The organism is Arthrobacter sp. Bi26 (assembly GCF_918697925.1).
GTDB lineage: Bacteria > Actinomycetota > Actinomycetes > Actinomycetales > Micrococcaceae > Arthrobacter.
Genome location: NZ_CAKKMF010000002.1, coordinates 69,735 through 91,155 on the forward strand (window position 1 = coordinate 69,735; position 21,421 = coordinate 91,155).

The 21,421-nt window shown below is 64.6% G+C and carries 21 protein-coding genes; 4 read left to right on the plus strand and 17 right to left on the minus strand.

Annotated elements, in window-relative coordinates:
- The first annotated feature begins 18 nt into the window (after positions 1–18).
- Positions 19–1,047, plus strand: coding sequence for a restriction endonuclease subunit R (locus tag LQV16_RS00950; protein ID WP_229992068.1), 1,029 nt, complete (start codon positions 19–21; stop codon positions 1,045–1,047).
- Between the two features lie 67 nt (positions 1,048–1,114).
- Here LQV16_RS00950 and LQV16_RS00955 read toward each other — a convergent pair whose 3' ends face one another.
- The 12 genes from LQV16_RS00955 to LQV16_RS01010 form a co-directional block, all read right to left on the minus strand.
- Positions 1,115–2,119: a sugar phosphate isomerase/epimerase family protein gene (locus tag LQV16_RS00955; RefSeq protein WP_229992069.1), complete on the minus strand. Its 1,005-nt coding sequence runs from the start codon at positions 2,117–2,119 to the stop codon at positions 1,115–1,117.
- A 13-nt stretch (positions 2,120–2,132) separates the two neighbouring features.
- Positions 2,133–3,329 (minus strand): Gfo/Idh/MocA family oxidoreductase, encoded by a 1,197-nt coding sequence (locus tag LQV16_RS00960; protein WP_229992070.1) that lies wholly within the window; start codon positions 3,327–3,329, stop codon positions 2,133–2,135.
- Positions 3,326–3,724: a DUF6379 domain-containing protein gene (locus tag LQV16_RS00965; RefSeq protein WP_229992071.1), complete on the minus strand. Its 399-nt coding sequence runs from the start codon at positions 3,722–3,724 to the stop codon at positions 3,326–3,328. Before LQV16_RS00965 ends, LQV16_RS00960 begins: the two co-directional genes overlap by 4 nt.
- Before the next feature lie 8 nt (positions 3,725–3,732).
- The gene (locus LQV16_RS00970; RefSeq protein WP_229992072.1) at positions 3,733–4,797 is read right to left on the minus strand and encodes a TIM barrel protein; all 1,065 of its coding nucleotides are present in this window, start codon (positions 4,795–4,797) and stop codon (positions 3,733–3,735) included.
- A gap of 20 nt (positions 4,798–4,817) precedes the next feature.
- A complete protein-coding gene (locus LQV16_RS00975) occupies positions 4,818–5,921 on the minus strand; it encodes a sugar phosphate isomerase/epimerase (protein ID WP_229992073.1) in 1,104 nt (367 codons plus the stop codon).
- A complete protein-coding gene (locus LQV16_RS00980; protein ID WP_229992074.1) occupies positions 5,918–6,313 on the minus strand; it encodes a DUF6379 domain-containing protein in 396 nt (131 codons plus the stop codon). The genes LQV16_RS00975 and LQV16_RS00980 overlap by 4 nt, the downstream gene beginning before the upstream one ends.
- Before the next feature lie 73 nt (positions 6,314–6,386).
- Positions 6,387–7,946 (minus strand): GMC oxidoreductase, encoded by a 1,560-nt coding sequence (locus LQV16_RS00985; RefSeq protein ID WP_229992075.1) that lies wholly within the window; start codon positions 7,944–7,946, stop codon positions 6,387–6,389.
- Positions 7,943–8,719 (minus strand): TIM barrel protein, encoded by a 777-nt coding sequence (locus tag LQV16_RS00990; RefSeq protein ID WP_229992076.1) that lies wholly within the window; start codon positions 8,717–8,719, stop codon positions 7,943–7,945. The genes LQV16_RS00985 and LQV16_RS00990 overlap by 4 nt, the downstream gene beginning before the upstream one ends.
- 30 nt (positions 8,720–8,749) lie before the next feature.
- The gene (locus LQV16_RS00995; RefSeq protein ID WP_229992077.1) at positions 8,750–9,121 is read right to left on the minus strand and encodes a nuclear transport factor 2 family protein; all 372 of its coding nucleotides are present in this window, start codon (positions 9,119–9,121) and stop codon (positions 8,750–8,752) included.
- A 6-nt stretch (positions 9,122–9,127) separates the two neighbouring features.
- Complete coding sequence (locus tag LQV16_RS01000; RefSeq protein WP_229992078.1) at positions 9,128–9,964, minus strand: carbohydrate ABC transporter permease; 837 nt, start codon at positions 9,962–9,964, stop codon at positions 9,128–9,130.
- A gap of 3 nt (positions 9,965–9,967) precedes the next feature.
- Positions 9,968–10,825: a sugar ABC transporter permease gene (locus LQV16_RS01005; RefSeq protein ID WP_229992079.1), complete on the minus strand. Its 858-nt coding sequence runs from the start codon at positions 10,823–10,825 to the stop codon at positions 9,968–9,970.
- Positions 10,826–10,981: 156 nt separating this feature from the next.
- Positions 10,982–12,271: an extracellular solute-binding protein gene (locus LQV16_RS01010; RefSeq protein ID WP_229992080.1), complete on the minus strand. Its 1,290-nt coding sequence runs from the start codon at positions 12,269–12,271 to the stop codon at positions 10,982–10,984.
- 228 nt (positions 12,272–12,499) lie between these two features.
- Here LQV16_RS01010 and LQV16_RS01015 point away from each other — a divergent pair, with 228 nt between their 5' ends.
- Positions 12,500–13,444, plus strand: coding sequence for a LysR family transcriptional regulator (locus LQV16_RS01015; RefSeq protein ID WP_229992081.1), 945 nt, complete (start codon positions 12,500–12,502; stop codon positions 13,442–13,444).
- Between the two features lie 65 nt (positions 13,445–13,509).
- Here the strand turns inward: LQV16_RS01015 and LQV16_RS01020 are convergent, their stop codons facing one another.
- The 5 genes from LQV16_RS01020 to LQV16_RS01040 form a co-directional block, all read right to left on the minus strand.
- On the minus strand, positions 13,510–14,988 hold the full coding sequence (locus LQV16_RS01020; RefSeq protein ID WP_229992082.1) for a DUF6379 domain-containing protein: 1,479 nt from the start codon (positions 14,986–14,988) through the stop codon (positions 13,510–13,512).
- Positions 14,989–15,019: 31 nt separating this feature from the next.
- A complete protein-coding gene (locus LQV16_RS01025; protein WP_229992108.1) occupies positions 15,020–16,312 on the minus strand; it encodes a DUF6379 domain-containing protein in 1,293 nt (430 codons plus the stop codon).
- A gap of 172 nt (positions 16,313–16,484) precedes the next feature.
- Complete coding sequence (locus LQV16_RS01030; protein ID WP_229992109.1) at positions 16,485–17,927, minus strand: HNH endonuclease signature motif containing protein; 1,443 nt, start codon at positions 17,925–17,927, stop codon at positions 16,485–16,487.
- Between the two features lie 77 nt (positions 17,928–18,004).
- Positions 18,005–18,877: an aminoglycoside phosphotransferase family protein gene (locus tag LQV16_RS01035; RefSeq protein ID WP_229992083.1), complete on the minus strand. Its 873-nt coding sequence runs from the start codon at positions 18,875–18,877 to the stop codon at positions 18,005–18,007.
- A gap of 269 nt (positions 18,878–19,146) precedes the next feature.
- Positions 19,147–19,926 (minus strand): SDR family NAD(P)-dependent oxidoreductase, encoded by a 780-nt coding sequence (locus tag LQV16_RS01040; protein ID WP_229992084.1) that lies wholly within the window; start codon positions 19,924–19,926, stop codon positions 19,147–19,149.
- A gap of 83 nt (positions 19,927–20,009) precedes the next feature.
- On the opposite strand from LQV16_RS01040, the gene LQV16_RS01045 reads away from it, so the two are divergent.
- Both LQV16_RS01045 and LQV16_RS01050 read left to right on the plus strand, forming a co-directional pair.
- Complete coding sequence (locus LQV16_RS01045; protein WP_229992085.1) at positions 20,010–20,615, plus strand: TetR family transcriptional regulator; 606 nt, start codon at positions 20,010–20,012, stop codon at positions 20,613–20,615.
- Positions 20,616–20,726: 111 nt separating this feature from the next.
- Entirely contained in the window at positions 20,727–21,038 is a 312-nt protein-coding gene (locus LQV16_RS01050; protein WP_290369304.1) for a DUF1801 domain-containing protein, read from the plus strand.
- Positions 21,039–21,421: the final 383 nt, after the last annotated feature.

Consider the following 21,421-nt stretch of genomic DNA (forward strand, 5'->3'; position numbering starts at 1 on the left):
TAATTGGGAAGGCATCACATGGCCCCCGCACTTCCTGACAACTGGACCCTCTGCGCCAGCTCCTTCAACTGGACTCCGGAGATCACGGCAGCCCGGCGGACAGCCGCGGACGTTGTGACTGGCATCGCGGATTCCGTGACGAAGACAATAGAGCTCGAACCTGGGCTGCTGTGGCGGTCCTTCCCCGCTCCGCAGGACGCCGAGGTAGACGAACTGCGGGATTCGCTGGCGGCAAGAGGGGGACGCGTCAGCATCGTTGGCGCCAGCCTCGACGACTTCACGACCCCAACCGACCGCCGCTCGTTGCAGGAGCGCTTGGACTTCCTGGTCCCCCAACTCAGCGCCGCCAGCCGAGTGGGCGCCCGCGGGATCCGGTTACCGATCGGACAGGCGGGCACGGAACTGCTCACGCTGCTGCAGCCGCTGCTGCATGAACTCGATCTGGTGCTGTACGAAGAAGTCCAAGGGCAGCAGACTCCGAACAACCCTTCGGTGGCACCAGCCCTGGATGCGATAGCCGGGCTGGCAGATGACCACGTGCGGGTACTCGTTGACATCAGCATGCTCATGCCGGCCCTTCCCGTCACCTACCTTGATGAGCTGCGGCAGGGCGGCGTTCCTTCCGACCTTCTGGCGCGCCTGGAGAATGACTGGCGCGATCCCGCCACCCTCGATGCCGTCACCGCCCTGCTCCGCGCAGGGCAGGTTCCGCCGCGCATCCACACCCTCTTTATGAACCTGCTCATCCGCTTCGGCCGCAGCGACGCCACCGACCTGCAGGGCATCCTCCCCCTGGTGGGTGCCTTCCACCTGAAATTCTGGGACCTGGACGACGACGGCGGGCGGGTCACACAGCCGCTGCGTGACCTCGGCAGCCTGCTGGGCGGGACCGGCTTCACGGGCACGCTGACCAGCGAGTGGGGCGGCCACGAATGGCTGCAGGACGACCCAACGGAGATGACGCGGAGTCACCTGGCCCTGGCGGGGGCAGCCCTCGCGGAGCCAGCATTCGTGGAGCCGGCACCAGCGGCCCGGGCTGCCCTCTGACCGGATACAAGAAGCTCATGGCACAGGAAAGGCCGGCCCCGCGGGGCCGGCCTCACTTGTATGCGAATTACTTCGTACTGAAAGCGGCGTCGAAAGCCGCTGCCGAGGGTTCATAGCCGGAGAGCCGGCGCACGAAAGCCAGCGCCTCGGGGGCGCCATCCAACCGGTCCATTCCGGCGTCCTCCCACTCCACGGACAGCGGCCCGCGGTAGCCGATGGCGTTCAACATCCGGAACGCATCCTCCCACGGCACGTCACCGTGGCCGGTGGAGATGAAGTCCCAGCCGCGGCGCGGATCAGCCCAGGCCAAGTGGGAGGAGAGCCGGCCGTTGCGCCCGTTGGACAGGCGCTTCTTCGTGTCCTTGCAGTGCACATGGTAGATCCGGTCCTTGAAGTCCCACAGGAACCCCACCGGGTCGATGTCCTGCCACACCATGTGGCTCGGGTCCCAGTTCAGCCCAAACGCCTCACGGTGCCCGATCGCCTCCAGGGCGCGCTGAGTCGTCCAGTAGTCGTACGCGATCTCTGACGGGTGCACCTCATGGGCAAAGCGGACGCCCACCTCGTCAAAGACATCGAGGATGGGGTTCCACCGGTCGGCAAAGTCCTGGTAGCCGGCGTCGACCATCTTCTCTGAGGCGGGCGGGAACATCGCCACGTACTTCCAGATGGACGATCCCGTAAAGCCGGTCACCGTTTTCACGCCCAGCTTCGCGGCGAGCCGCGCAGTGTTTTTCAGCTCCTCGGCGGCGCGACGGCGGACCCCTTCAGGATCGCCGTCGCCCCATACGACGTCCGGCAGGATGCCGCGGTGCCGTTCGTCGATCGGGTCGTCACAGACGGCCTGGCCCTTGAGGTGGTTGGAGATGGTCCACACTTTGAGGCCGTGGCGTTCAAGAATGTCCAGCTTGCCCTGCACATAGGCGTCGTCGTCCCAGCGCCAGGGGTCCAGGTGGTCACCCCAGCAGGCGATCTCCAGCCCGTCGTAGCCCCACTCGCCGGCGAACCGGGCCACCTCCTCGAACGGCAGGTCGGCCCACTGGCCGGTGAACAAGGTAATTGGTCGTGCCACGTACTTCCCCTCCTCAACTGGCCGGCACGGGAACGCCGGCAGCGACGCGTGTCCAGGCGGAATCATTTTCGGAACTGCGCTCGACAGCGTCGAGCACCCGCTGCACCCTCAGCCCGTCAGCGAACGACGAATGCGGGACGGTGCCGCCCACGATGCCCTCCACGAGGTCCTTGACCTGGTGGGAGAACCCGTGCTCGTAACCGAGCATGTGGCCTGCCGGCCACCACGCCGAAACGTAGGGATGCTCCGCTTCCGTGACCAGGACCTTCCGGAAGCCCTGGCGATCCGCAGGTGCCGTACGGTCGTAGAACTGGACGCTGTTGAGGTCCTCCAGGTCGAAGGCCAGGGCGCCCTTGTCCCCGGAAACTTCAATCTGCAGCGCGTTCTTCCGGCCGGTGGCAAACCGGGTGGCCTCGAACGACGCCAGCGCGCCGGATTCGAAGCGGCCCGTGAAGATAGCGATATCGTCCACCGTCACCTGGCCGGAGCCGACGCCGGCAGCGCCGGAGAGCCCGGAGCCTGAAGTGGAACCCTTCAAAAGAGGCCGTTCCTTCACGATGGTGTCGATAACGCCGGACACCTTCTCCAGGTTCAAGCCTGTGACGAACTGGGCCAGGTCGATGGCATGGGCGCCGATGTCCCCCAGAGCCCCGGAGCCGGCGTGTTCCTTCTGCAGGCGCCACGCCAGCGGCATCTCCGGGTCCACCAGCCAGTCCTGCCGGTAGGAGGCACGCACCTGGTTGATCGTGCCGACGGCGCCTTCGGCGACGAGGTTGCGGAGGAAGGTGACGGCCGGAACGCGGCGGTAGGTGAAACCGACCATTGCCTGGATGCCCCGGGCAGCCGCCCGTTCGGCAGCTTCGGCCATCGCTTCGGCTTCCGCCACGGTGTTGGCGAGTGGTTTCTCGCACAAAACGTGCTTCCCGGCTTCCAGCGCGGCGATCGCGATTTCGGCGTGGGAGTCGCCGGGGGTGACGATATCGACGACGTCGATATCGTCCCGGGCGATCACGTCCCGCCAGTCTGTTGCTGACTCAGCCCAGCCCCATTTGCTGGCAGCGGCAGCGACCGCTTCAGCGTTGCGGCCGACAACAACCGCCATTTCCGGCTCGGCAGGCAGGTCGAATACCCGCGGCGCCGTCCGCCAGCCCTGGGAGTGGGCAGCACCCATGAAGCCATAACCGATCATGGCTACGCGCAAGGCTTTCATGCGAGCACCACTTTCCGTTCAACCGCGACACGGTTGCCCACGTAGCGCAAGGGCGCGATCTGCATATAGAGCAGGCGCAGGGTGAGGATGACCTCGACGTCGATCTCCTCGCCGGCGTCGGGGACGCGGTCCAGGGGGATGACCACGTCGGGCTTGTCTGCGACGAACCACAGGGTTTCCCATTGCTCCGGGAGTTCAGCTATGGAGTAGGACTTTTCCTGCAGTTCGAAGCGGAGGGACTCTTTGGGAATCTCCACACCGTTGACGGTTGCAACGACGTCGTCAACGGCGGACAGCCAGAGGCTGCGGTACCAGGGCAGCTGCACCGACACGGCAATCCCCTCGGGGTGCCTGCGGACGTCGGTATCCTGGAACAGGGAATTGTGAGTTGCCATGACTTTCCTTACTTAACAGTCTCGACCAGGGTCGCGTGGGAGTCGGGTGCATTTGGATCAACGGCCTCTTCGATGGCATGCCGCATCAGCGTGTGCTGCTTCTTGACGAGGTCGATCGGATCGGATTCGCCCAGGTCGGCGAACGCGTGGCCCTCCCACTCGCTGGACAGGTAGCCCTGGTAGCCGCCCTTGACGAACTGGCGCACAATGCGGGGAATGTCCATCGCGGGTTCATTGCCGTGTTCGTCGATGTCGTAGAACTTTGCGTGGACATGGAAGATCTGCGGCATGATATCCAGCCACTCCTCCGGCGGAACCAGTCCATGCATGTTGAATGCCAGCCGGGTGAACGGGCCCAGGCGGGCAGGATCAAAGTTGTTGGCACTTAGGTAGTCCTCGAACTCCTGATTGCGCTCATGCATGGGCGACGGTTTGCGCCAGATCTCCTGCATGACAGCGAAGTGCTCCTCGGGCAGCCCCATTTGCGTCAACGTGCGGAAGAGGGTCGGAGATAGGCTGTGCATCGTCGAGCTGAAGTCTGCGGTGAAACCGAGCCGGTCGCTTCCCAGTTCCTCGTACATCTCGCGGATCTGCAGGATCTTGGGATCGTTCGGGCCCTGCGGTGCGTGAATTTCGTAGCCGAGCTTCTGGTCGTACTTCTCGGCCAGGGGAAGCAGCCGGCGGAGCAATTCCTTGCCCGCGGAGCGGATCACCACGCGGTGGAAACCAAGCTTGTTAGCCGTGTGCAGCTGCGCGGCGAAGAAGTCGTACTCCTCATCGGGTGTCATGTCCCGGTCCTTGCGGCGGCCCATGTCCAGGTTGGTGCCCACTGCGCTGGGGGTCAGGCCGTAGCGGTCCATGCTGTCGCGCCACAGGCGGACGAAGTCGTCGTCGACGTCCGGGTAGGTGCGCAGCATCTGGGCGATGTTGAACTCAACCCCCGGGCCGAGGCCTTCATCTGCAACAGCTTTGATCAGCGTCTCAGGGGTGTAGAGCCCGGCGGCGAACTCGGAGGTGAGCGAATAGAGGGTAATTCCAAGCTCGATACCCGAGCCTGCGATGCCTTCTGACATAATTTCTGGTTCCTTCGTTGTCAGCCGCGGACGGGCTGGGCGAGATGGCTATTGAGGATGCGGCGGGCTTCTGAAGCGTCGGTGATCATGGCCGAACCGGCGTTGGCGGCCGCTGAGCGCTGGACGGCCTGCTCGCCGCGGATGATGTCGAACGGGTCCTGCCAGTTGTTCCAGTGCCAGCCTTCGTATTCGCTGGAGATTGCGCCGGAGTAGCCGTTCTCAACCAGTTGCCGGACAAGGCTCCGGACCGGCACCGAGGGCTCTTCGCCGGTCTCGTCGATGCCGAAGAACTTGCCGTGCACGTGGCGGACCCAAGGCATGATCTCCAGCCAGGTGTCCAGCGGTGCAGGACCGAAAAGCCCTGTTCCGTTGATGGCGAAGTCAATGCCAAGATCGGGCCGGCCGTTCCGGGCCGCCAGGCCGATGAAGGCACCGAAGCGTTCGCCGTGAACCTTTTGCGTGTTTGGCGGTCCGTCGACGTGGAAACCATTCCACAGGTCAACCACCTGTCCGAGAAGTTCCTCCGAAGCACCACGGCGGCGGTAGGCCTCCAGCAGGGAGGGCGCAAAGCCGGTAACGGTGGCACCCCAGTCCGCGGTGAAGCCGAGCAAGGGGGAATTGAGTTTCTCGTAGCGGTCGCGAAGGGCCAGGACACGTTCGTGGGCGCCGTGCTGGTCCGCGTGGACTTCGAGGGCCAGGGTGACGCCGTACTTCTCGGCCACGGGCAGCAGGCTTTCCATGGCGTCCGGAGTCAGCGAGATCTGCACCCGGGCGATCGGGAAGCCGAGCTTGGCGGCTACTTCGATCTGCTTGCGCATGTATTCGACAAGCTCGTCATGATTCATGAGCCGGTGGCGGCGGATACCGGTATCAACGTTGACTGCGAGGGAGGTGGGGACCAGGTCAACCTCGGCCACAAGATCACGGAACTGGCCAACGAAGTTGTCATCGATCCGGTCCGGGAAGCCGCGCAGGCTGGAGAATCCGATGACTTCAAGCCCTGGGCCAAAGCCTTCATCCGCCACCTTGCGGATGAGGCCATCGAGGTCGTACTGCCGGCCGTGGAAGGCCCGGGTGAAGCTGTAAAGGGTGACGCCCTGGATCGGCGTGCCGAGGCTGGTCATCGCTGTGCCACCTTCATGGTCTTGGTGTCGTGCTCTTCGATGTGCAGCACGCCGTGGTCGGTGATGATGTAGGGGATGTAGAGCTTCAGGTCCACCCTGACCTCGTGCTCGATCTGGCTGTCCGGGACGGCAAGGTCGCCCGAAAGGACTGCCGAGTCCAGCGGGAACCACCATTCACCGGTCTCGTCCACGAGTTCCTCGAAGCTGAATGTGCGGTTGTTCATGGTCCAGCGCAGTGAGCCCTCGGGGGCGCTGACGCCGTCCACTGTCAATGCAGCTCCAGCGATGCTGGAACCCGGCAGGGCCCGGTACCAGGGGATGCGGACTTCGACGGCGGTACGGCCGTCCTGGGTGATCAGTGTTCCCTGCTCGATTATGCGGTCGGCGATCATCGAGACCTCCTTGTCTGCGGCATGCCTTGCCTGTGATTGAACGAAATAGCAGCGGCATTGCGCCACTTATTCATTATTTAGTCAGTCTATTGTCTGATTCAGACATAAGTAAAGAGCTGTTGAGTTCTTCTGTGAGTTTCCGGGCCCCGCGCACGGCGAGGGCGACGGCCGTCAGCGTGGGATTGCATGCCGTGGCGGTGGGAATGACGCCGTTGCCAGCCACGAAGAGGCCGGGGACCTGCCACACCTGGCTGTCGGGCGAACACACGCTCTCGCCGTCGTCCCTTGCACCCATCCTGGTTGTCCCCTGGTAGTGAAGCGATGCGCCGGGCGGCATGACGAACGGACGCTCGTCGAGCGGTTCACCCACCGCCTTGCCCAGGCGGACAATTTCCTGCTTGGCGCGGTCCAGTACCTCATGGTCCCGCCCGGTGAGGCGGTAGTGGATGCGCATGGCGGGCATCCCGTACGAGTCGCGGATGCCGTCCTCGAACACCACCCGGTCCTCTCGCTGCAGATCCTTGGCGCAGAACAGGCCAAGCCCCACGATAGAGCCCGGGACAACTGGGTCATCATCGGCCAAGGGAACAGGTGACGCATCCAGTTGCATGATCTGGCCGTGGAAGGGCGCCTCGTCCGTGTAGGGAACCCAGGCAACTCCGCTCTGCTCACTGAGCGCGCCGTTGGCGGCTGCCCGGCCCTGCGGAGCCGTGACGTCGCGCAGCCTGCTCGCGAACACCACCTGTGCCTGGTCGTTGAGGTAGCGGCCCAGGGCGTCGGGCCGGATCCCGGAAGCCCACAGCAGCTGCGGCGTGCGCAGGGCATCCGCACCCACCACAACGTAGCGGGCGGCCACCTGATGGGTTTCGCCGCTGCGGCGGTCCTGGACTTCGATGCCGGCAGCAGCGCCATCCTCCAGGAGCACGCGCGTCACCAGCGACTCATCATAAAGTTCAAACAGCGGATTTTCCCGGGTCACATCCCCCATCACGACGTCGGAACCTGACCAGACCAGGCCGCCGTCCTCCCGCCGGTGTACGGCGAGCGGCATGGGCTGGACACGATGAGCAGGGTCCCGACCCTGATCCACCGTGGCTGAAAGACGTTCGCGGACGAGGTCGGAGAACGGGGCCCCGTCAAAGGCGCGGGTGGTCACCCCCAGCAGACGGTCGGCGTCGTCAAGAAGCTCTTCAAGGTCCGGCAGGAACGGAATGCGCTCTTTGCCGCCCGGGCGGGGGCAGGCAGCGGTCCAGTGGGCGGCCATGCCGCCCACGTTGCTGGACATGGCGGCAACGGGCATCCCGTCCTCGCCGGGGAAAGCGTAGCCGTCCTGCAGCAGGTAGGTTCCGGGCCTGGCCCTTCGCTCCCCGCTTTTAACCGCGCCGGGTGAGTTCACCGTCTCGGCACCTGCACCGGGGCCTTCCGATGCCCGCTGCGCGAGGCTTCGGCGTTCAGGATCCTCAATGTTCTTGACGTGCGCCCCGGGTGGATTGCTGACGGTGGGGCCCACCTCGAACATGGCGATGGTGGCGCCAGGGGCTTCCTCGCTGAGGATCCGTGCGTACGCCGATGCCGTGGGGCCGCTGCCGACGATGGCGACGTCGACCGCAGCGGGATACCGGTTCCCGCTCACCGTCCCGCCACCAGTTCCTGGATGCGCCGGACGGACTTCGCCGAGTCGATGGTCGGGTAGTACTCGAGCCCGATGGGGCCGGCGTAGCCGCTGTTCCTCAGGTCCGTGAGCCGGGCGTGCCAGTCGATGGATCCCGAGCCGGGTTCGCCGCGCCCCGGAGCGTCGGCGATCTGAACATACTTGATGAGGTCGCCGGCGTTAGCGAGCTCGGCGGCCACGTCCTCGCCCTCGACCGTGGAGTGGTAGAGGTCGTAGAGGACGCCGAAGTTGGGCGAGTTGACGCCCTGGGCGATGTAGACGGCTTCCGAGGTCCGATCGAGGAGGGCTCCCGGGTGGTCAACCCTGACGTTCACCGGCTCGAGGACCAGCGTGATGCCCGAACCCTCGATGTGCGCTGTGCCCTTGGTAAAGATCTCGATCAGTTCGTCCAGCTGGTCCTGCCGCTTGCGCCCGCCGAATCCGGTACCGCTGCCCACTACCATCCGGGGGCAGCCGAGCTGCTGGGCAACTTCGACGCCGGCGTCCAGCCCAGTGTAGAAAGCATCGTGGTTGCGGGGCGGGATCATGAACTGCATACGCGGTTCCGCCAGTTGGGAGGTGAGCTGGATTCCGGTTTCCTCGAGTGCGGCCTTCAGGGCCGGAATGTCTTTGCCCGTTGGGCCCCACATTTCGACGGCGTCGAAGCCGGCCGCTGCCGCCGCGCGAACCCGGTCAGCAGCACTTTCGCCTGCTTCGGCGAACAAAAGGTCGATATTGGGCGAAAGTTGGAACATGGATGTCTCCTAGAGAATTGAAATAGTGGTCTAAAACATGGGGTGGTCGTGGACCGGATGCTCAGGAACCGGCTGAAGCACGTCCCAATGCTCAACAATCCGCCCGTTTTCGAAGCGGTAAATGTCTGCGACGGCGGCGTCGGGTCGCCCGGGACCTGAAGCGCGTACATGCACCAACGCCAGGTCACCGTCCACCAGGATGCGCTGAACCTCGAACCGGGAGTCTGGCGATCCGTCGAACTTCGGCGTCAGCATTCTTACTGCCGCCTCAGGCCCGTCAGGAATGGTCGGGTTGTGCTGCCGGTAGTCGCCGGCCACAAGGAAGTCGAAGGCTTCACGCACCCGTTTTTGGGTGTAGAAGATCTCCACGAAGCGCTCGAACGCTGCGCGGTTGTCCACCATCGCGGGTCAGCCCTTCAGGCCGCCGGAGAAGCCCTGGATGAACCGCTTCTGTGCGAACAGGAACAGCGCCAGGATGGGAATCATGGAGACGATCACTATCGCGAAGATCGAGTTCCACTGGGAGACCAGGGAACCGATGTAGTAGTACATGGCCACCGGCAGTGTCTGGTTGGCGGAGCCGCCCAGGAAGATCAGCGACGTGAAGAAGTCGTTCCACACGATGAGCCCGGCGAAGATGGTGACCGTTCCCGTGGCTGGGGCCATCATGGGGAACACCACCTTGGAGAAAATCTGGGATTTGCTGGCGCCGTCGATGGTGGCCGCTTCTTCGTAGTCCGTGCCGAGGCCGCGGAAGAAGTTTGCGTAGAGGAAGATCGACAACGGCAGGAGCATGCCCGTGTACAGGATGATCAGGCCCCAAGCGGATCCGGTGAGTCCAAGGGCCCGTGCACCCATGTAGAGAGGGACGGCGCCGAGCTGGCCGGGGAGGATGATGGCGATCAGGAAGAGGTAATACGCGCCCTTGCTCCAGCGTCGGGTGCTGCGGGAGATGACGTATCCGGTGATGGAACCGAGTGCGATGAGCCCCACGATGCTGCCCGCGGTGATGATGGCACTGTTGACCAGGCCCATCACCACGTTGGAGTTGCCGGTGGCGGTGAGGACGTCGACAAAGTTGCTGAAGTCGGGGCTTGTTGGCGGAGCCAGGGCCGAGGTGGTGAACAACTCGTTGTCCGGTTTCAGGGCAGTTGTCACCAGGAAGTAGAACGGCGCGAGGAACAGCAGGGCGAGCGCCCATAGGCCGACTTCGCGGAGCAGGGTGAGTTTGGTGTAGCGGAACATGGCTTAGTCCTCAGGGTTCGAACGCGTCAGCCGCTGCTGGAGAACGGCGAAGATCAGGATGATAGCGGCGAGCACCAGGGCCAGGGCGGCACCGCCCCCGAAGTTCCCGAGCGCAAAGGCCTGCTTGTAAACCAGCGTGGCCAGCGTTTCCGTCGCTCCGGCCGGTCCGCCGCCGGTGAGCGCCATGATGGGATCGAAGACGCGCAGCCCCTGGACGATTCCCAGCGTGGTGGCGATGGCGACGGCGGGGCGGATGGCGGGCAGGGTAACGTTGCGGAACCGCTGCCACAGGTTGGCGCCGTCAATGGCCGCCGCCTCCTCCACTTCCACGGGGACACCTGCCAGGCCGGCCATAAAAATCACCATGGCAAAGCCGGTGGAAGACCAGACCAGCACCACCAGGACGGTCCAGATGGCCCACTGCGGGTCGGCCAGCCACGGCTTGGCTTGGTCGCCGGCGCCTATTGCCGTAAGAAAAGCATTGAGCGGACCGTCGAAGTCGAAGATATATTTCCAGATGTAGGCCGTGGCTAGCGGGCTGAGCACCACCGGCATGAAGAAGAGGGTCCGGAGGATGTAGCGCGTCTTGAGGACGCGGTTCAGGCCCAGCGCAATGACCAGCCCGGCGATGTTGCCCAGGAGAACCGAGCCAAAGGCCAGAAAGAGGGTATTGGAGAGGGCTCCGAGTTTCGTGGGGTCCTTGAAGATGGCCTCAAAGTTTGCCCAGCCCGTGATTTTGAACGAGCCGATGCCCGTCCAGTTGGTAAAGGCGAAGAATCCGCCGATACCGGTTGCCACGTAGTGGATGGCAAACACCAGGGCGATCCCGGGCAGCGCCCACCACCAGTGTCCGAACTGCATGGGCCCACGCCGGGGACGGGTGTTCTCACCCGTCCCCGGCGTACGCTTGCCTCGCCGGGGTGCTTCAGCTGCTTCGCTTTTCGGTTGCATCGTCGCAGTCATTGGTATTCCTTGCTTGTCCCTTTGAGTCGTCGGAACGTTGATGGTGAAGAACTGCTACTGTTCCCAGGCCGCGTCCATGGCCTGCAGGACCTGGTCAGGGCTCTTCTGGCCGGTGATGATGCCCTGGACCCCCGTGGCCAGTGCGTCGTAGACGGCGGAATTCGGCCACTGGATGTTGGGCAGGGGGCCGTACTTGCCGTCCTTGATCAGGACGCCGACGTTCTTGTAGGCGCCGCCGTCGAAATCGTATTTGTCGAGTCCGCTGACCGGCAGGGCACCGTCGATTTCTGCGAAGGCCTTGGTCTGCTCAGGCTGTGCGGCCCAGTCGAGGAAGGCCTTGGCAGCGTCCTTGTTCTTGGAGGCCGCGTTGATGGAGAAGGCGTAGTTTGCGCTGGCGAATACGTAGCTGTTGCCCGAGCCCTGTTCCGCCGGGAACGGCCGTACGGCGAATTGGGAGCCCCCAGCGGCGGACTGCAGCTGCTTCCAGCTTGGGGCCGGGATGAAGCCGCTCACGGACGTTCCGCTGGCAAGCCCCTTGGTGATGGCGTCGAAACCGCCGCCGGCAGCACCTTTCTGGAAGCAGCCCGCATCCTTCAAGGTATTAACCGCTTCGAGGGCTGCCTTCCAACCGTCCGAGCCGGCGAAGGTGGTTTCCTTGGCGGCGCGCTTATCGTTCCATTTCGGGTCTTCCGCGTAGACGCGCGAGGCTGCCAGGGACATCGCCATCAGCCCTGTGTTGGGAGGGGCTGATCCGGCAAGGGCAAAGAGGGATTTACCGGAGGACTCCAGAGCCTTGCACTGCTGCTGGAGGGAAGAAAAGTCGGCAGGGAAGCCACCGGCTGCATCTGCAGCCGTCTCATTACTCACCAAGGCAGAGATCGTGATTTCCGTGGCCTGGCCGTACACCTTGCCGTCGGATCCAAAGGTGCTGGCGCTTCCTTCGGGGAGCAGTTGCTTCGCGGCATCGTCAAGCGGCTCAAGGAAACCTGCCTGGACGAGCGGCAGGATGCTGCGGCCGGTGCCGGAGCCGGGTGAGGTCACTACGACGTCTGAGGCGTTTCCGGCCTGGAGCTGTGTGCGCAGGGTCTGGTCGTAGGAGTCGTTCGGCTGAGGATTGAAGGTGATTTTCACGTTCGGGTGTGACTTCATGTAATTTTCTGCCAACACCTGGAAGGGGCTCTCGATGGTGTTGGACGTCGCGAAGGACAGTGAAAATTCCTGGGAACCACCCGAAGAGGAGCTGCTGCCGGTGGAGGCCGAGCAACCGGTAAGAATGAGTGCTGCGACGGTGGGGACGGCGAGGGCGCCGACCTTCAGGCCCGAATAGCGACGGTGCTGTGTCATGTCCAGCCTTTCTGACTTCATTGTCCAAAATCCGGGTGTCGTGACCCCGGTCACTCACAAGTATGCAGGAGATGTGCCTAAAACACACATAAGTATTCGCTATGACGGACATAAGTCCAACGGAGGTCCGCGGAAGGTCTATCCAGATGCCTGATGACTTCGCCCATGTTATAGATCCCGCTGATAAACTCACTTGAAACGGTTCCACTTCCAAAGGATCGCTGCGCCGTGACGAAACATGTCCTGCTTTCCCGTCTCGACCTCAACCTGCTGATCTCGCTGGATGCCCTCATTACCGAGCGAAGCGTTACTAGGGCGGCCGAGCGGCTCCACCTCAGCCAGCCGGCGCTCAGCGCCTCGCTCGCCCGGCTCCGATCCCACTTTGGGGACCCGATCCTGGCCCGCCGCGGTAATGCTTATGAGCTCACCCCCTTCGCCCTCCGGCTCGCGGAGCACACCACCACCGCGCTGGAGGCCGCCCGCCGCGTCTTCGAAAGCCAGGCCACCTGGGAGCCCACCGAATCTGAGCGCGAGTTCTCCATCTACGGCTCGGATTACGGCTTCACTACCATTGGCCGGGTTGCTTCCGAGCTTGCAGCCGAGCGCGCCCCAGGAGTCCGGTTCCGGTTTATGCTCCACAATCCGATGGTGGTGGAGGATGCAGCCAACCGCCTTCGATCGGTGGACGGCATGGTGATTCCCCATGGATTCCTCACCGGGCTGCCCTACCTGGACCTGTGGAGGGACGGGTGGGTGGCCGTGGTCTCCACGTCCAATGAAGCCGTCGGCGAGCAAATCACCATGGAAAACATCGCTGAACTTCCCTGGGTGATGACCTATCAGACGCGCTCAGCCTCAACATCGGCGGAACGGCAGATCCAGCAGTTGGGCGTTGAGCCACGCGTGGACGTGGTTGTTGAAAGTTTCCAGTCCTTGCCGCACTTTGTGGTTGGGACCAACCGGATCGCGCTCATCCAGGCGGCCCTGGTGCCGTTCGCTCTGCGCGTGGGCGGGATTCGGATCCTGCCGCTGCCCTTCGATGCCACGCCGCTGGTTAATGCATTGTGGTGGCACCCCGTGCACAACCGCGACTCCGAGCATGAGTGGATGCGGGGCCTCTTCAAAGAGGCTGCTGACATCGTGGCAGCCGCCGCAACCAAGGGAGCCCCTTAAATGCCTCGATGCCCGGCCGGCTAAAACGGACGGGCATCGAGGCTATGGGACGTCGGTCTTTCAGGTCAGGCTGATGCCAGCGCCGTCCGCATGCTCTTGCGGACAAGGTCATGCTGCTTCCGCACCAGCAGCAGCGGATCCACCTCACCGAGCTCAGCGAAGGCATGGCCTTCCCATTCGCTGGACCAGTAACCGCGGTAACCACCTTCGACGAATACGCGGACCAGTTCCGGATAGTCGATGGCCGGCTCGTTGCCCTGCTCATCAATGTCGTAGAACTTCGCGTGGACGTGCATGATTTGCGGCATGATGTCAGCCCACTCCTTCGGGTTGACGTGGCCGTGCATGTTGAACGCCAGGTGTGCGAAGGACCCAAGCCGGGCAGGATCGAAGTCACGTCCCCGCAGGTACGCAATGAACTCCTCCTGCCGCACCCGCATCGGCGCCTCAGTGCCCCAGATAGCCTGCAGCCTTTCCACCGCTTCATCGTCCAGCCCGGCACGGCGAACCGCGCGCAGGAGCGTGGGAGACATGCTGTGCATGGTTGAGGAGAAGTCAGCCACGAAGCCCAACAGCGGTGAATCAAGCTCGGCGTAGACGTCGCGGACCTTCATGATCTCCGGCGAGTTGGGCCCCAGCGGTGCATGGATCTCGTAGGCAAGTTTGAGTTCGAGGTCCTCGGCGAGCGGCAGCAGCCGGCGAAGCAGCTCCGGCTTCGCGCTCTGGATGCGGACGAGCGGGAAACCGAGCTTCTTGGCGCCGTGGAAGAGTGTCTGCGTGAACTCGTACTCCTCGTCCGGGGTCATGTCGCGGTCACGGCGGCGTCCCATGTCCAGATTGGCGCCGAAGGAGCTGGCGGTGAAGCCGTGCTTGTCGAAGGCCTCCTGCCACGAGTGCACGAAGTCGTCAGTCACGTTGGGATACGCAGGCAGGACCTGCGATGCCACAATCTCAATCCCGGGGCCGATGCCCAGCTCGGCCACGCGGTTCAGCAGACCGTCGAAGTCGTACCAGCCGGCCCGGAATTCGGCACTTGCCGAGTACAGGGTGAGCCCCAGCGAGAACGGATCGTCCTCCGCTTTCGGCGGGGGCGGCGTGACCGCCGTCGTCAATTCCGGTGCCGCCGCAGCCCTGTCCGTGACAGTCAGCTCCAGTGCCTGGTTCACGAAGTTGGGAACGTACATGCCGGGACCGCCGTCCTGGCCGGGAGCAATCTGCATGTACGGCAGGCGCAACTCACCGATGAGCCGGACGGTGTGCTGCTCGCCCAAGGCAACAGGGCTCTCCGTTTTGGCGATAAGCAAGGGATGTTCCTGGAGGTACCAGAGAGTTTCGCTTTGAGCGGGCAGGTCCGGGAGCGCATAGCGGACACCACCCAGTTCCAGGGACAAGTTCTCGGCGGGGATATCCTGGCCGTCGACGGTGAGCCGCAGGCTGGAGACCGAGGAGAGCCACAGACTCCGGTACCACGGCAGAGTCAGGGCAAGCGCGAGACCGTCGGGATGGGTGCGGAGGCTTGCATCGTCAAGAAGTCCGTTTGGCATTGTTGTTCTCTTTACTCGGAAATGGGATGGGTCAGGTAAGTTCGCCGGTGATGCGGCGGATCAGGGCGTGTTGGCGCCGCACTTGCTCAATGGCGCGCCATGGCGTGCGTTCGCCTTCATATTCACTGGAGAGATAACCGGTGTAGCCGGAGTCCTTGAGGGCCTTGAGGACGGGCAGCCAGGGAATCTGTTGGTCTTCCAGCTGCTCGTTGATGTCGTGGAACTTCGCCTGGACGAACACCACGTACTGGGCGATATCGGCGAAGTCGGCGGGGTCGACGCCGATGCCGTCGAGGAAAGCGGGCCGGGTCTCGCGGGTCTCACCTTCGCGCAGCGGGATGGGCCGGTCCTGGAAGATTCCGGTGTCGATGAGCAGGCCGAAGTTCTTGGTTCCGGTCCGTTCGATGAGTCCGATGTAGTCCTCGACGACGGGGTGCTTGATGGGCGTCGGGGAGTGGATCTCGGGGCAGATGATGATCCCCAGCTCGTGGGCCAGAGCAAGGGAGCGTTCCACGGACTCAGTCCAGATGGGGTCTGGGACCAGGTCGCTGGACACTACGCCGATCTTGGGGCGGACGAAGCCGAAACCCAATTGGTTGGCAAGCCGCAGGTCCCGCTGCAGGGCATCCGCACCCTCCGCGACCGTCATGGTGCGGCCCGGGTGAAGACGGGTGTCTATCCAGGAACCGTAGTTCGTCGGCTCCAGTGAATACTTCTCCAGCAGGCCGAACCAGTTATCGATCCAGGCCGGGGACGGTTCCGGATAGTTGGGAACGTGGCCCTCGCCGAGAATCTCGACGCCGGTGGCGCCCACGTCAGCGACGGCGGCCAGCGCCGTCTCAAGGTCCATCACCGTGCCGTAATCGCCCATAAAGCTGTAGAGGGAAACGCCGTAGCGGAAGGTACCTTCGCCGCCTTCCGGCGCGAGCGTCACCTTGCGGCTGGTCCGGTGCACGGTGGGCTGGTGCTCGACTGGTATGTAGGACATCCGCAGCCGCAGCTCGATGGAGAGCTCGTGGACGCCCTGCGGCAGGCCGCCGTCGAGGGGAACGGTGACCACTGCCGCTTCCTCAAGGGGCCAGCGCACGCCATCACTTTCCCAGAGCTGCCGCAGGCTGTAGGTCCGCCCGCCGAAGGTCCACAGCGGAACGTCAGGTCCGACGTCGACGATGCCGCCAACGCGAACGGCGATGCCATCGATGAGGGACGCAGCCATGCCCCGGTAGGACGGCATCCGGACCCGGAACTGAAAGCCGGTTACACGTCCGCCGTCCGTTACGTTGCGGAAGCCGACGGACTGGATGAGGTCTCTTTCGAGAAGCATCATTGCTCACTCTCTCTAGGTGCAGATTTCAGAGTAGCAATCATTCTGTCGCTTTTACACCTAAGTAAGCGCACAACCGCCAGAAGTTTCCCAGGCTCGGCGGAGGGTGCCAGGCCAGGGAGCCTGGTGGATGGAGGGCGGCGGCAACGGGCAGGAACATGGAGCGTCGATCCTACGCCGCGATGAACAGTGCCCAGTCAGGAAAGGGATCCACCGGTAATGGCGGCCCGGCCTCTCCGGGTCCGACGGCGCCGGCAAGTACGTCGAGCCGGTCGGGCGGTTCCAACTCCCGGCCTTCACCCGCGTGGCCGAGGAACTGCGGCCAGCGTGGTGGTTCCCAGTCTTGTTGTTCGCTTGGATAGGAGCGTCCCGCAGGTGAGATCCAGCCGGGTGGCTGGTCCCGGGTCGCGTCAACCGGCCTCCACGCTGTGGTGTGTCTGAGTCGGTGGTGCCGCCGGCATGGCTGGCCCAGGTTGGTGACCCCTGTGCCGCCTCCCTCGGACCAAGCCAACAGATGATCCGCTTCGTTATCCAGGGAATGGTTATTACAGCCCGGAAAAGGGCACCGGCCGTCCCGAAGCCGCAACCATTGGCGCATCGCCTTCGGAACCCGGTAGCTGGTCCGTCCGATCTCCAGCGGCGCTCCGTTGCGCGGATCGGTCAGCACACGCAGGAACGATCCGGCGCCATCCCCCACAAGCCGGCGGGCGATGCTCGGCGGCACGGGACCATACCCGTCCAGCGTGGCCGGTTCAGTCACGGCGCCCAAAAGAGACAGCACCGGCACGGTCACCAGGACCTGCGCCTTGGGTGACGGAGTTCCTTCCGCCACCCCCGCCAGCAGCCAGTCAGCGGCGACGTCCGCACGGAGCTGGGTCAGGGTCCGGGATTCATCCGGCTCCTGCAGGGCACGCGCCGCTTCGGTGGCACGGGACCATGCAGCCACAGCCACATCCGCAGTCAGATAGGCCGAGAGCCAGGCCATGCCGTCCCGGTCCGGCACATATTCCAGCCGACGTTCCTCCATTCCCTTGCGGTGGCGGGCTTCGATGCTCACGGGATGGTGCAGCTCACGCCATCTGCGCGCTTTGGCCCGGAACCTGCCCGGCACCAGCTCCCCCGCCGGGCAGCCACGCGCGGCAAAGGGAGCTTCGGGGTCCAGGAAATGGGCTTCCAAAGCAGCCGCCCCGGCGGGGTCCAGACCGGACGTCTCATCACACATCACCCGCGCGTGTTGCCATGAAATGCTCCCTGCCTGCAGCGCAGACAGCGTCAGGGGCAAACCGGAAGTCAGCGTGGCTGACTCCGCCAAGAGCGCCGCCGCCGATCTTTCACTCACGGTCAGGACACAGGCCACCTCTGCTGTCACCGCCATTTCCTGGGCGGTGCGCTCCTGCGGGGAAACGGCTGGGCCCGCCATGGCGACGGCAGCGCGGGCATATCCGGCGGCGAAGTGCACTTTCAGCGCGGCCAGCCTGGCTTCCATGCTGCCCACCTCAGCCATACCGTCCAGGCACGCGTCCGCTTCGTCCCGAAGAGGGTCAGCGCCAGTCGAGTCCGCGTTCCCGGCTCCGCGACCGGCAAATGCAGCCAACCTGGCAAGGGAGGCCTCCATGGCCTCCAACGTCTCCGCAGCTGCTCTGCCTTCCATACCCACAGCATGGCAGGAGCCACTGACATTAAACGCCGGCGTCAGAGTTGCAGGCGAAGTCCGTCATCCAGGATCTGCCTGATCCCGAACTTTCCTACGCTGAACATCCGCGGATTGTCGTCGGAGTTGCTCAGCATGGCGGTGGACAGGATAAGGGCCCAACCGCGGGCCCTCATCCAGGTGTCCCCTTCCACTGCGGAGCCAAAGGCGCCCATGAAGCGGTGGCGAGTGCCGGCGTCGAACATCAGCCACCCCACCGCAAGATCGACAGCCGGGTCCCCTGCCCCGACGTCGCCGAAATCGATGACGCCGGCCAGGGAACCGTCGTCCGCCAGCAGGATGTTGCCAGGGTGGAGGTCCCCGTGGAGCATCATCGCCGGACCATCCCAGGCTTTGGCGGCACAGGCCTGCGCCCACACTGCTCTCAGCGCTGCCGCCTGCGGGTAGCGTTCGTGGTCCCCGAGCCGTTCCACCAGCACAGCGTCACGGTCTGCAAGCGGTACGCCCCGGAAAGGATTCACCGGGACGCCGGTTTCGGCGGGCACGTGAAGGGATAGCAGGAAATCGGCCAGGCCTTTAGCCCCCGGCCCGCGGTCTGCCGGGCCGACGTCGGCCGCAGCGGCTCCGGGGACCCACCGCACGATGCTCCACGGCCATGGAAAGTCCGACGTCGGCCTGCCGGCATGGACTGGGACAGGAACCGCAACCGGGGAGCGGCGAGCTATATCGGGAAGGTAGCGCTGCTCATGAAGTATCAGCGAAACAGCCTCCGCCCTGCGCGGCAACCGGACGGCCAGGCTGGCACCGAGCCGGAAGGTCGCGTTGTCCCAGCCGTTCGCAACCAGCGCTATCGGACAATCGCCAAGGTCGGGCCGCTGGTCCCGAACGAGGCGCTGGACCACTGCGTCACTCACTTCCACCGTGGCTGGCGGCATTCGAGCCATTCCGAAATCCGCCTTCCTTGTCCCTGCAATGCAGTCTGGTCCTTCCCCTTGTCCGAATATAGTTCAAGACCCCAAGAGCCGACGGGGTACAGAACGAGGTCAGCGTCGAACGGTCCTTGGTGACGGACGCGGGGGCTGTGACTGCCAAGGTGTTGCGACGACGACCAGGTGAACGAGCGACACAAGCGGACGACGGCGGGACGTCCTTCCGTCGTCCGCTTGCGTTCGGTGCCGTTGCCCTACAGTGCCGACCAGCCGCCGTCGGAGGCGAGGATGGCGCCGTTGATGTTGGTGCCGTCGTCGCTGAGCAGGAATGTGATGGAGGCGGCGAGCTGCGCCGCGGTGGCGGGTGTGGGGACGGTGGCCTGCATGAGCGGGCCGAGACGTTCGGCCGCGAGCTGGGATCCCCAGTTGGCCACGATGTTGGTGATGGTGGGGCCGGGGGCCACGGCGTTGAAGCGCAGGCCCTTGGGCCCGTACATCACGGCCGAGTTCTTGGTCAGGCCGACGACGGCGTGCTTGGACGCGGTGTAGGCGGCGCCGGCGGCTGATCCGCGCAGGCCTGCCTCGGAGGCGACGTTGACCACGGAGCCGGTGCCGGCGTCCAGCATCAGCGGCACCACGGCGCGGGTGAGGCGCATGAGGGCGGTGACGTTGATCCGGAAGACACGGTCCCAGAGGTCGTCGTCCACCTCGTGGATGGGGGCGAAGTTGTCCATGATGCCGGCGACGTTCGCCAGCGCGTCGATGCGTCCGCCGGCGGCAGCGACGACGGCGGCCACGGTCTCCTCGGTGGAGATGTCGCCGGCCACGGGGACCAGGTCCAGGCCGGCGTTCTCGGCCACCAGGTCGTCCAGGCGTTCCTTACTGATGTCGGCGGCGATGACGCGGCCGCCTTCCTTGGCGATCCGCAGGGCGGTGGCCTGGCCGATGCCCGAGGCGGCCCCGGTGACGATGACGGTCTTGCCGGCGAACCGGCCGGTGGTGGCGACTTCCTGCCATGTAGCTTCGTTGCCCATGATGTCCTTCCAGACGTTGCTGACGGTGATGCCGCCCAGCTTATGACACTCTGTGTCATTATGTAAGGGTGAATACTGGTGGGATGCCTTCGGATGCTGTGACCACCACCGTTCCGCGCCCCACCGGGCGGCCGGTGACGATTGATCCCGACGCCGTGGCCGCCATCGCGCTGCGGCTGTTCGCCGAGCGCGGCTACCAGCAGACCTCCATGGAGGACATCGCCCGCGAGGCCGGGATCGGGCGCAAGAGCCTGTACCGCTACTTCTCCAGCAAGGCCGAGCTCGTCTGGGGCGGCATGGAGCCGGTGATTGAGGCGTCGGGGCGGGTGCTGGAGTCAGCCCGCGCTGCCGGCGGGGCTTCCGACGGCGTCCTGGCGCGGCTGCGCGAGGTGGCTGTCGCCGGGGTTGCCGTGCTTCCGGATTTGGCGGTCACGCGTGGCCGTCTGCGGCTGATCGCCGAACACCCCGAGCTGGCCAGCCGGAGCTATGAGTCCCTGGCGCCGCAGCGCGAGCGGGCCAGGGCGTACTTGGTTTCGGCCGGCGTCCCCGAGGACATTGCCGGCTATCTGTGCGCCGCGCTGATCGGCGCGACGTTCGAGGCCTGGATGCAATGGGCCGCCGGAACGGACCCGGATCCGTTGCCGTATCTGGTGGCCGCTGTTGGGGTGCTGCGGGTGCCGGAGGCTTAAAGACTGCGAATCGGGGTTCACTCTTCGACCAGGGCAAGCCCCGCGAAAGCGGCTGTCGGCGACAAGCCGGTCTTCGCATATATCGCCAGCCTGCCACAGCCGCAGCGCGGCATCGCCGAAACGGTCGATGCGCTGGCGGCGAAGACGCTGCCCGACCTCCGGCGCTCGGTGAAGTGGGGCATGTCGTACTACGGCGTCGGCGACGGGTGGTGCTTCAGCTGCGGCGGCTTTGCCGGCCATGTCAAGCTCATGTTTGTGAATGGCGTTGCGCTCGAGCCTGTACCGCCGGTGACGCCGGTGGGGATGGGCAAGTCGACGCGGGGTGTGGAGCTCGAATCCGTGGACGATATCGACGAACGCCAAATCGCGGCGTGGATGAAACAAGTCGCGTCCGTGCCGGGTGTTGGGGGCAAGAAGCGTTGAATCCGAGGCTTGCTGCAGACGCAAACGGTCGCTGAGAAACGCATGACACGTGAGGCGATGCCAGGGACAGCCCTTCCGCGGCAACTCCCCACCCATTATCGAAGGCCGATAACCGACGTTTCGTCGAGGCTCGCCGGCTTGTCGGCAGAGGCGAACCGGCCACGCAGCCAGGGACATGGGAAGGTCACGGGCGACGCTCTACGGAAGAATTCATGAACTGGGAGCCCGAGGATAGCTGGCGAAGATAAAGCTGGACTGGCAGGGCTGCGGCTTTCGAAAAGCACTGGTTGTGCCCGGATTTGTCGCCTTCAAGCCGGTTGCGTCGGCGACGGCAACGCGGCGCGTACCCGGGGGACCGGCCACGAAGGCGGCCCAATGCAGCG

What these genes read in the sequence shown, in the direction of transcription:
- LQV16_RS01000 (WP_229992078.1), bottom strand. Translation starts at nt 9,964, where the DNA reads ATGTTCCGCTACACCAAACTCACCCTGCTCCGCGAAGTCGGCCTATGG.
- LQV16_RS01040 (WP_229992084.1), bottom strand. Translation starts at nt 19,926, where the DNA reads ATGGGCAACGAAGCTACATGGCAGGAAGTCGCCACCACCGGCCGGTTC.
- LQV16_RS00990 (WP_229992076.1), bottom strand. Translation starts at nt 8,719, where the DNA reads ATGTTCCAACTTTCGCCCAATATCGACCTTTTGTTCGCCGAAGCAGGC.
- LQV16_RS01045 (WP_229992085.1), top strand. Translation starts at nt 20,010, where the DNA reads ATGCCTTCGGATGCTGTGACCACCACCGTTCCGCGCCCCACCGGGCGG.
- LQV16_RS00995 (WP_229992077.1), bottom strand. Translation starts at nt 9,121, where the DNA reads ATGGTGGACAACCGCGCAGCGTTCGAGCGCTTCGTGGAGATCTTCTAC.
- LQV16_RS01010 (WP_229992080.1), bottom strand. Translation starts at nt 12,271, where the DNA reads ATGACACAGCACCGTCGCTATTCGGGCCTGAAGGTCGGCGCCCTCGCC.
- LQV16_RS00975 (WP_229992073.1), bottom strand. Translation starts at nt 5,921, where the DNA reads ATGACCAGCCTCGGCACGCCGATCCAGGGCGTCACCCTTTACAGCTTC.
- LQV16_RS00960 (WP_229992070.1), bottom strand. Translation starts at nt 3,329, where the DNA reads ATGAAAGCCTTGCGCGTAGCCATGATCGGTTATGGCTTCATGGGTGCT.
- LQV16_RS00965 (WP_229992071.1), bottom strand. Translation starts at nt 3,724, where the DNA reads ATGGCAACTCACAATTCCCTGTTCCAGGATACCGACGTCCGCAGGCAC.
- LQV16_RS00970 (WP_229992072.1), bottom strand. Translation starts at nt 4,797, where the DNA reads ATGTCAGAAGGCATCGCAGGCTCGGGTATCGAGCTTGGAATTACCCTC.
- LQV16_RS01030 (WP_229992109.1), bottom strand. Translation starts at nt 17,927, where the DNA reads ATGGAGGCCTCCCTTGCCAGGTTGGCTGCATTTGCCGGTCGCGGAGCC.
- LQV16_RS00950 (WP_229992068.1), top strand. Translation starts at nt 19, where the DNA reads ATGGCCCCCGCACTTCCTGACAACTGGACCCTCTGCGCCAGCTCCTTC.
- LQV16_RS01020 (WP_229992082.1), bottom strand. Translation starts at nt 14,988, where the DNA reads ATGCCAAACGGACTTCTTGACGATGCAAGCCTCCGCACCCATCCCGAC.
- LQV16_RS01005 (WP_229992079.1), bottom strand. Translation starts at nt 10,825, where the DNA reads ATGCAGTTCGGACACTGGTGGTGGGCGCTGCCCGGGATCGCCCTGGTG.
- LQV16_RS00980 (WP_229992074.1), bottom strand. Translation starts at nt 6,313, where the DNA reads ATGATCGCCGACCGCATAATCGAGCAGGGAACACTGATCACCCAGGAC.
- LQV16_RS01025 (WP_229992108.1), bottom strand. Translation starts at nt 16,312, where the DNA reads ATGCTTCTCGAAAGAGACCTCATCCAGTCCGTCGGCTTCCGCAACGTA.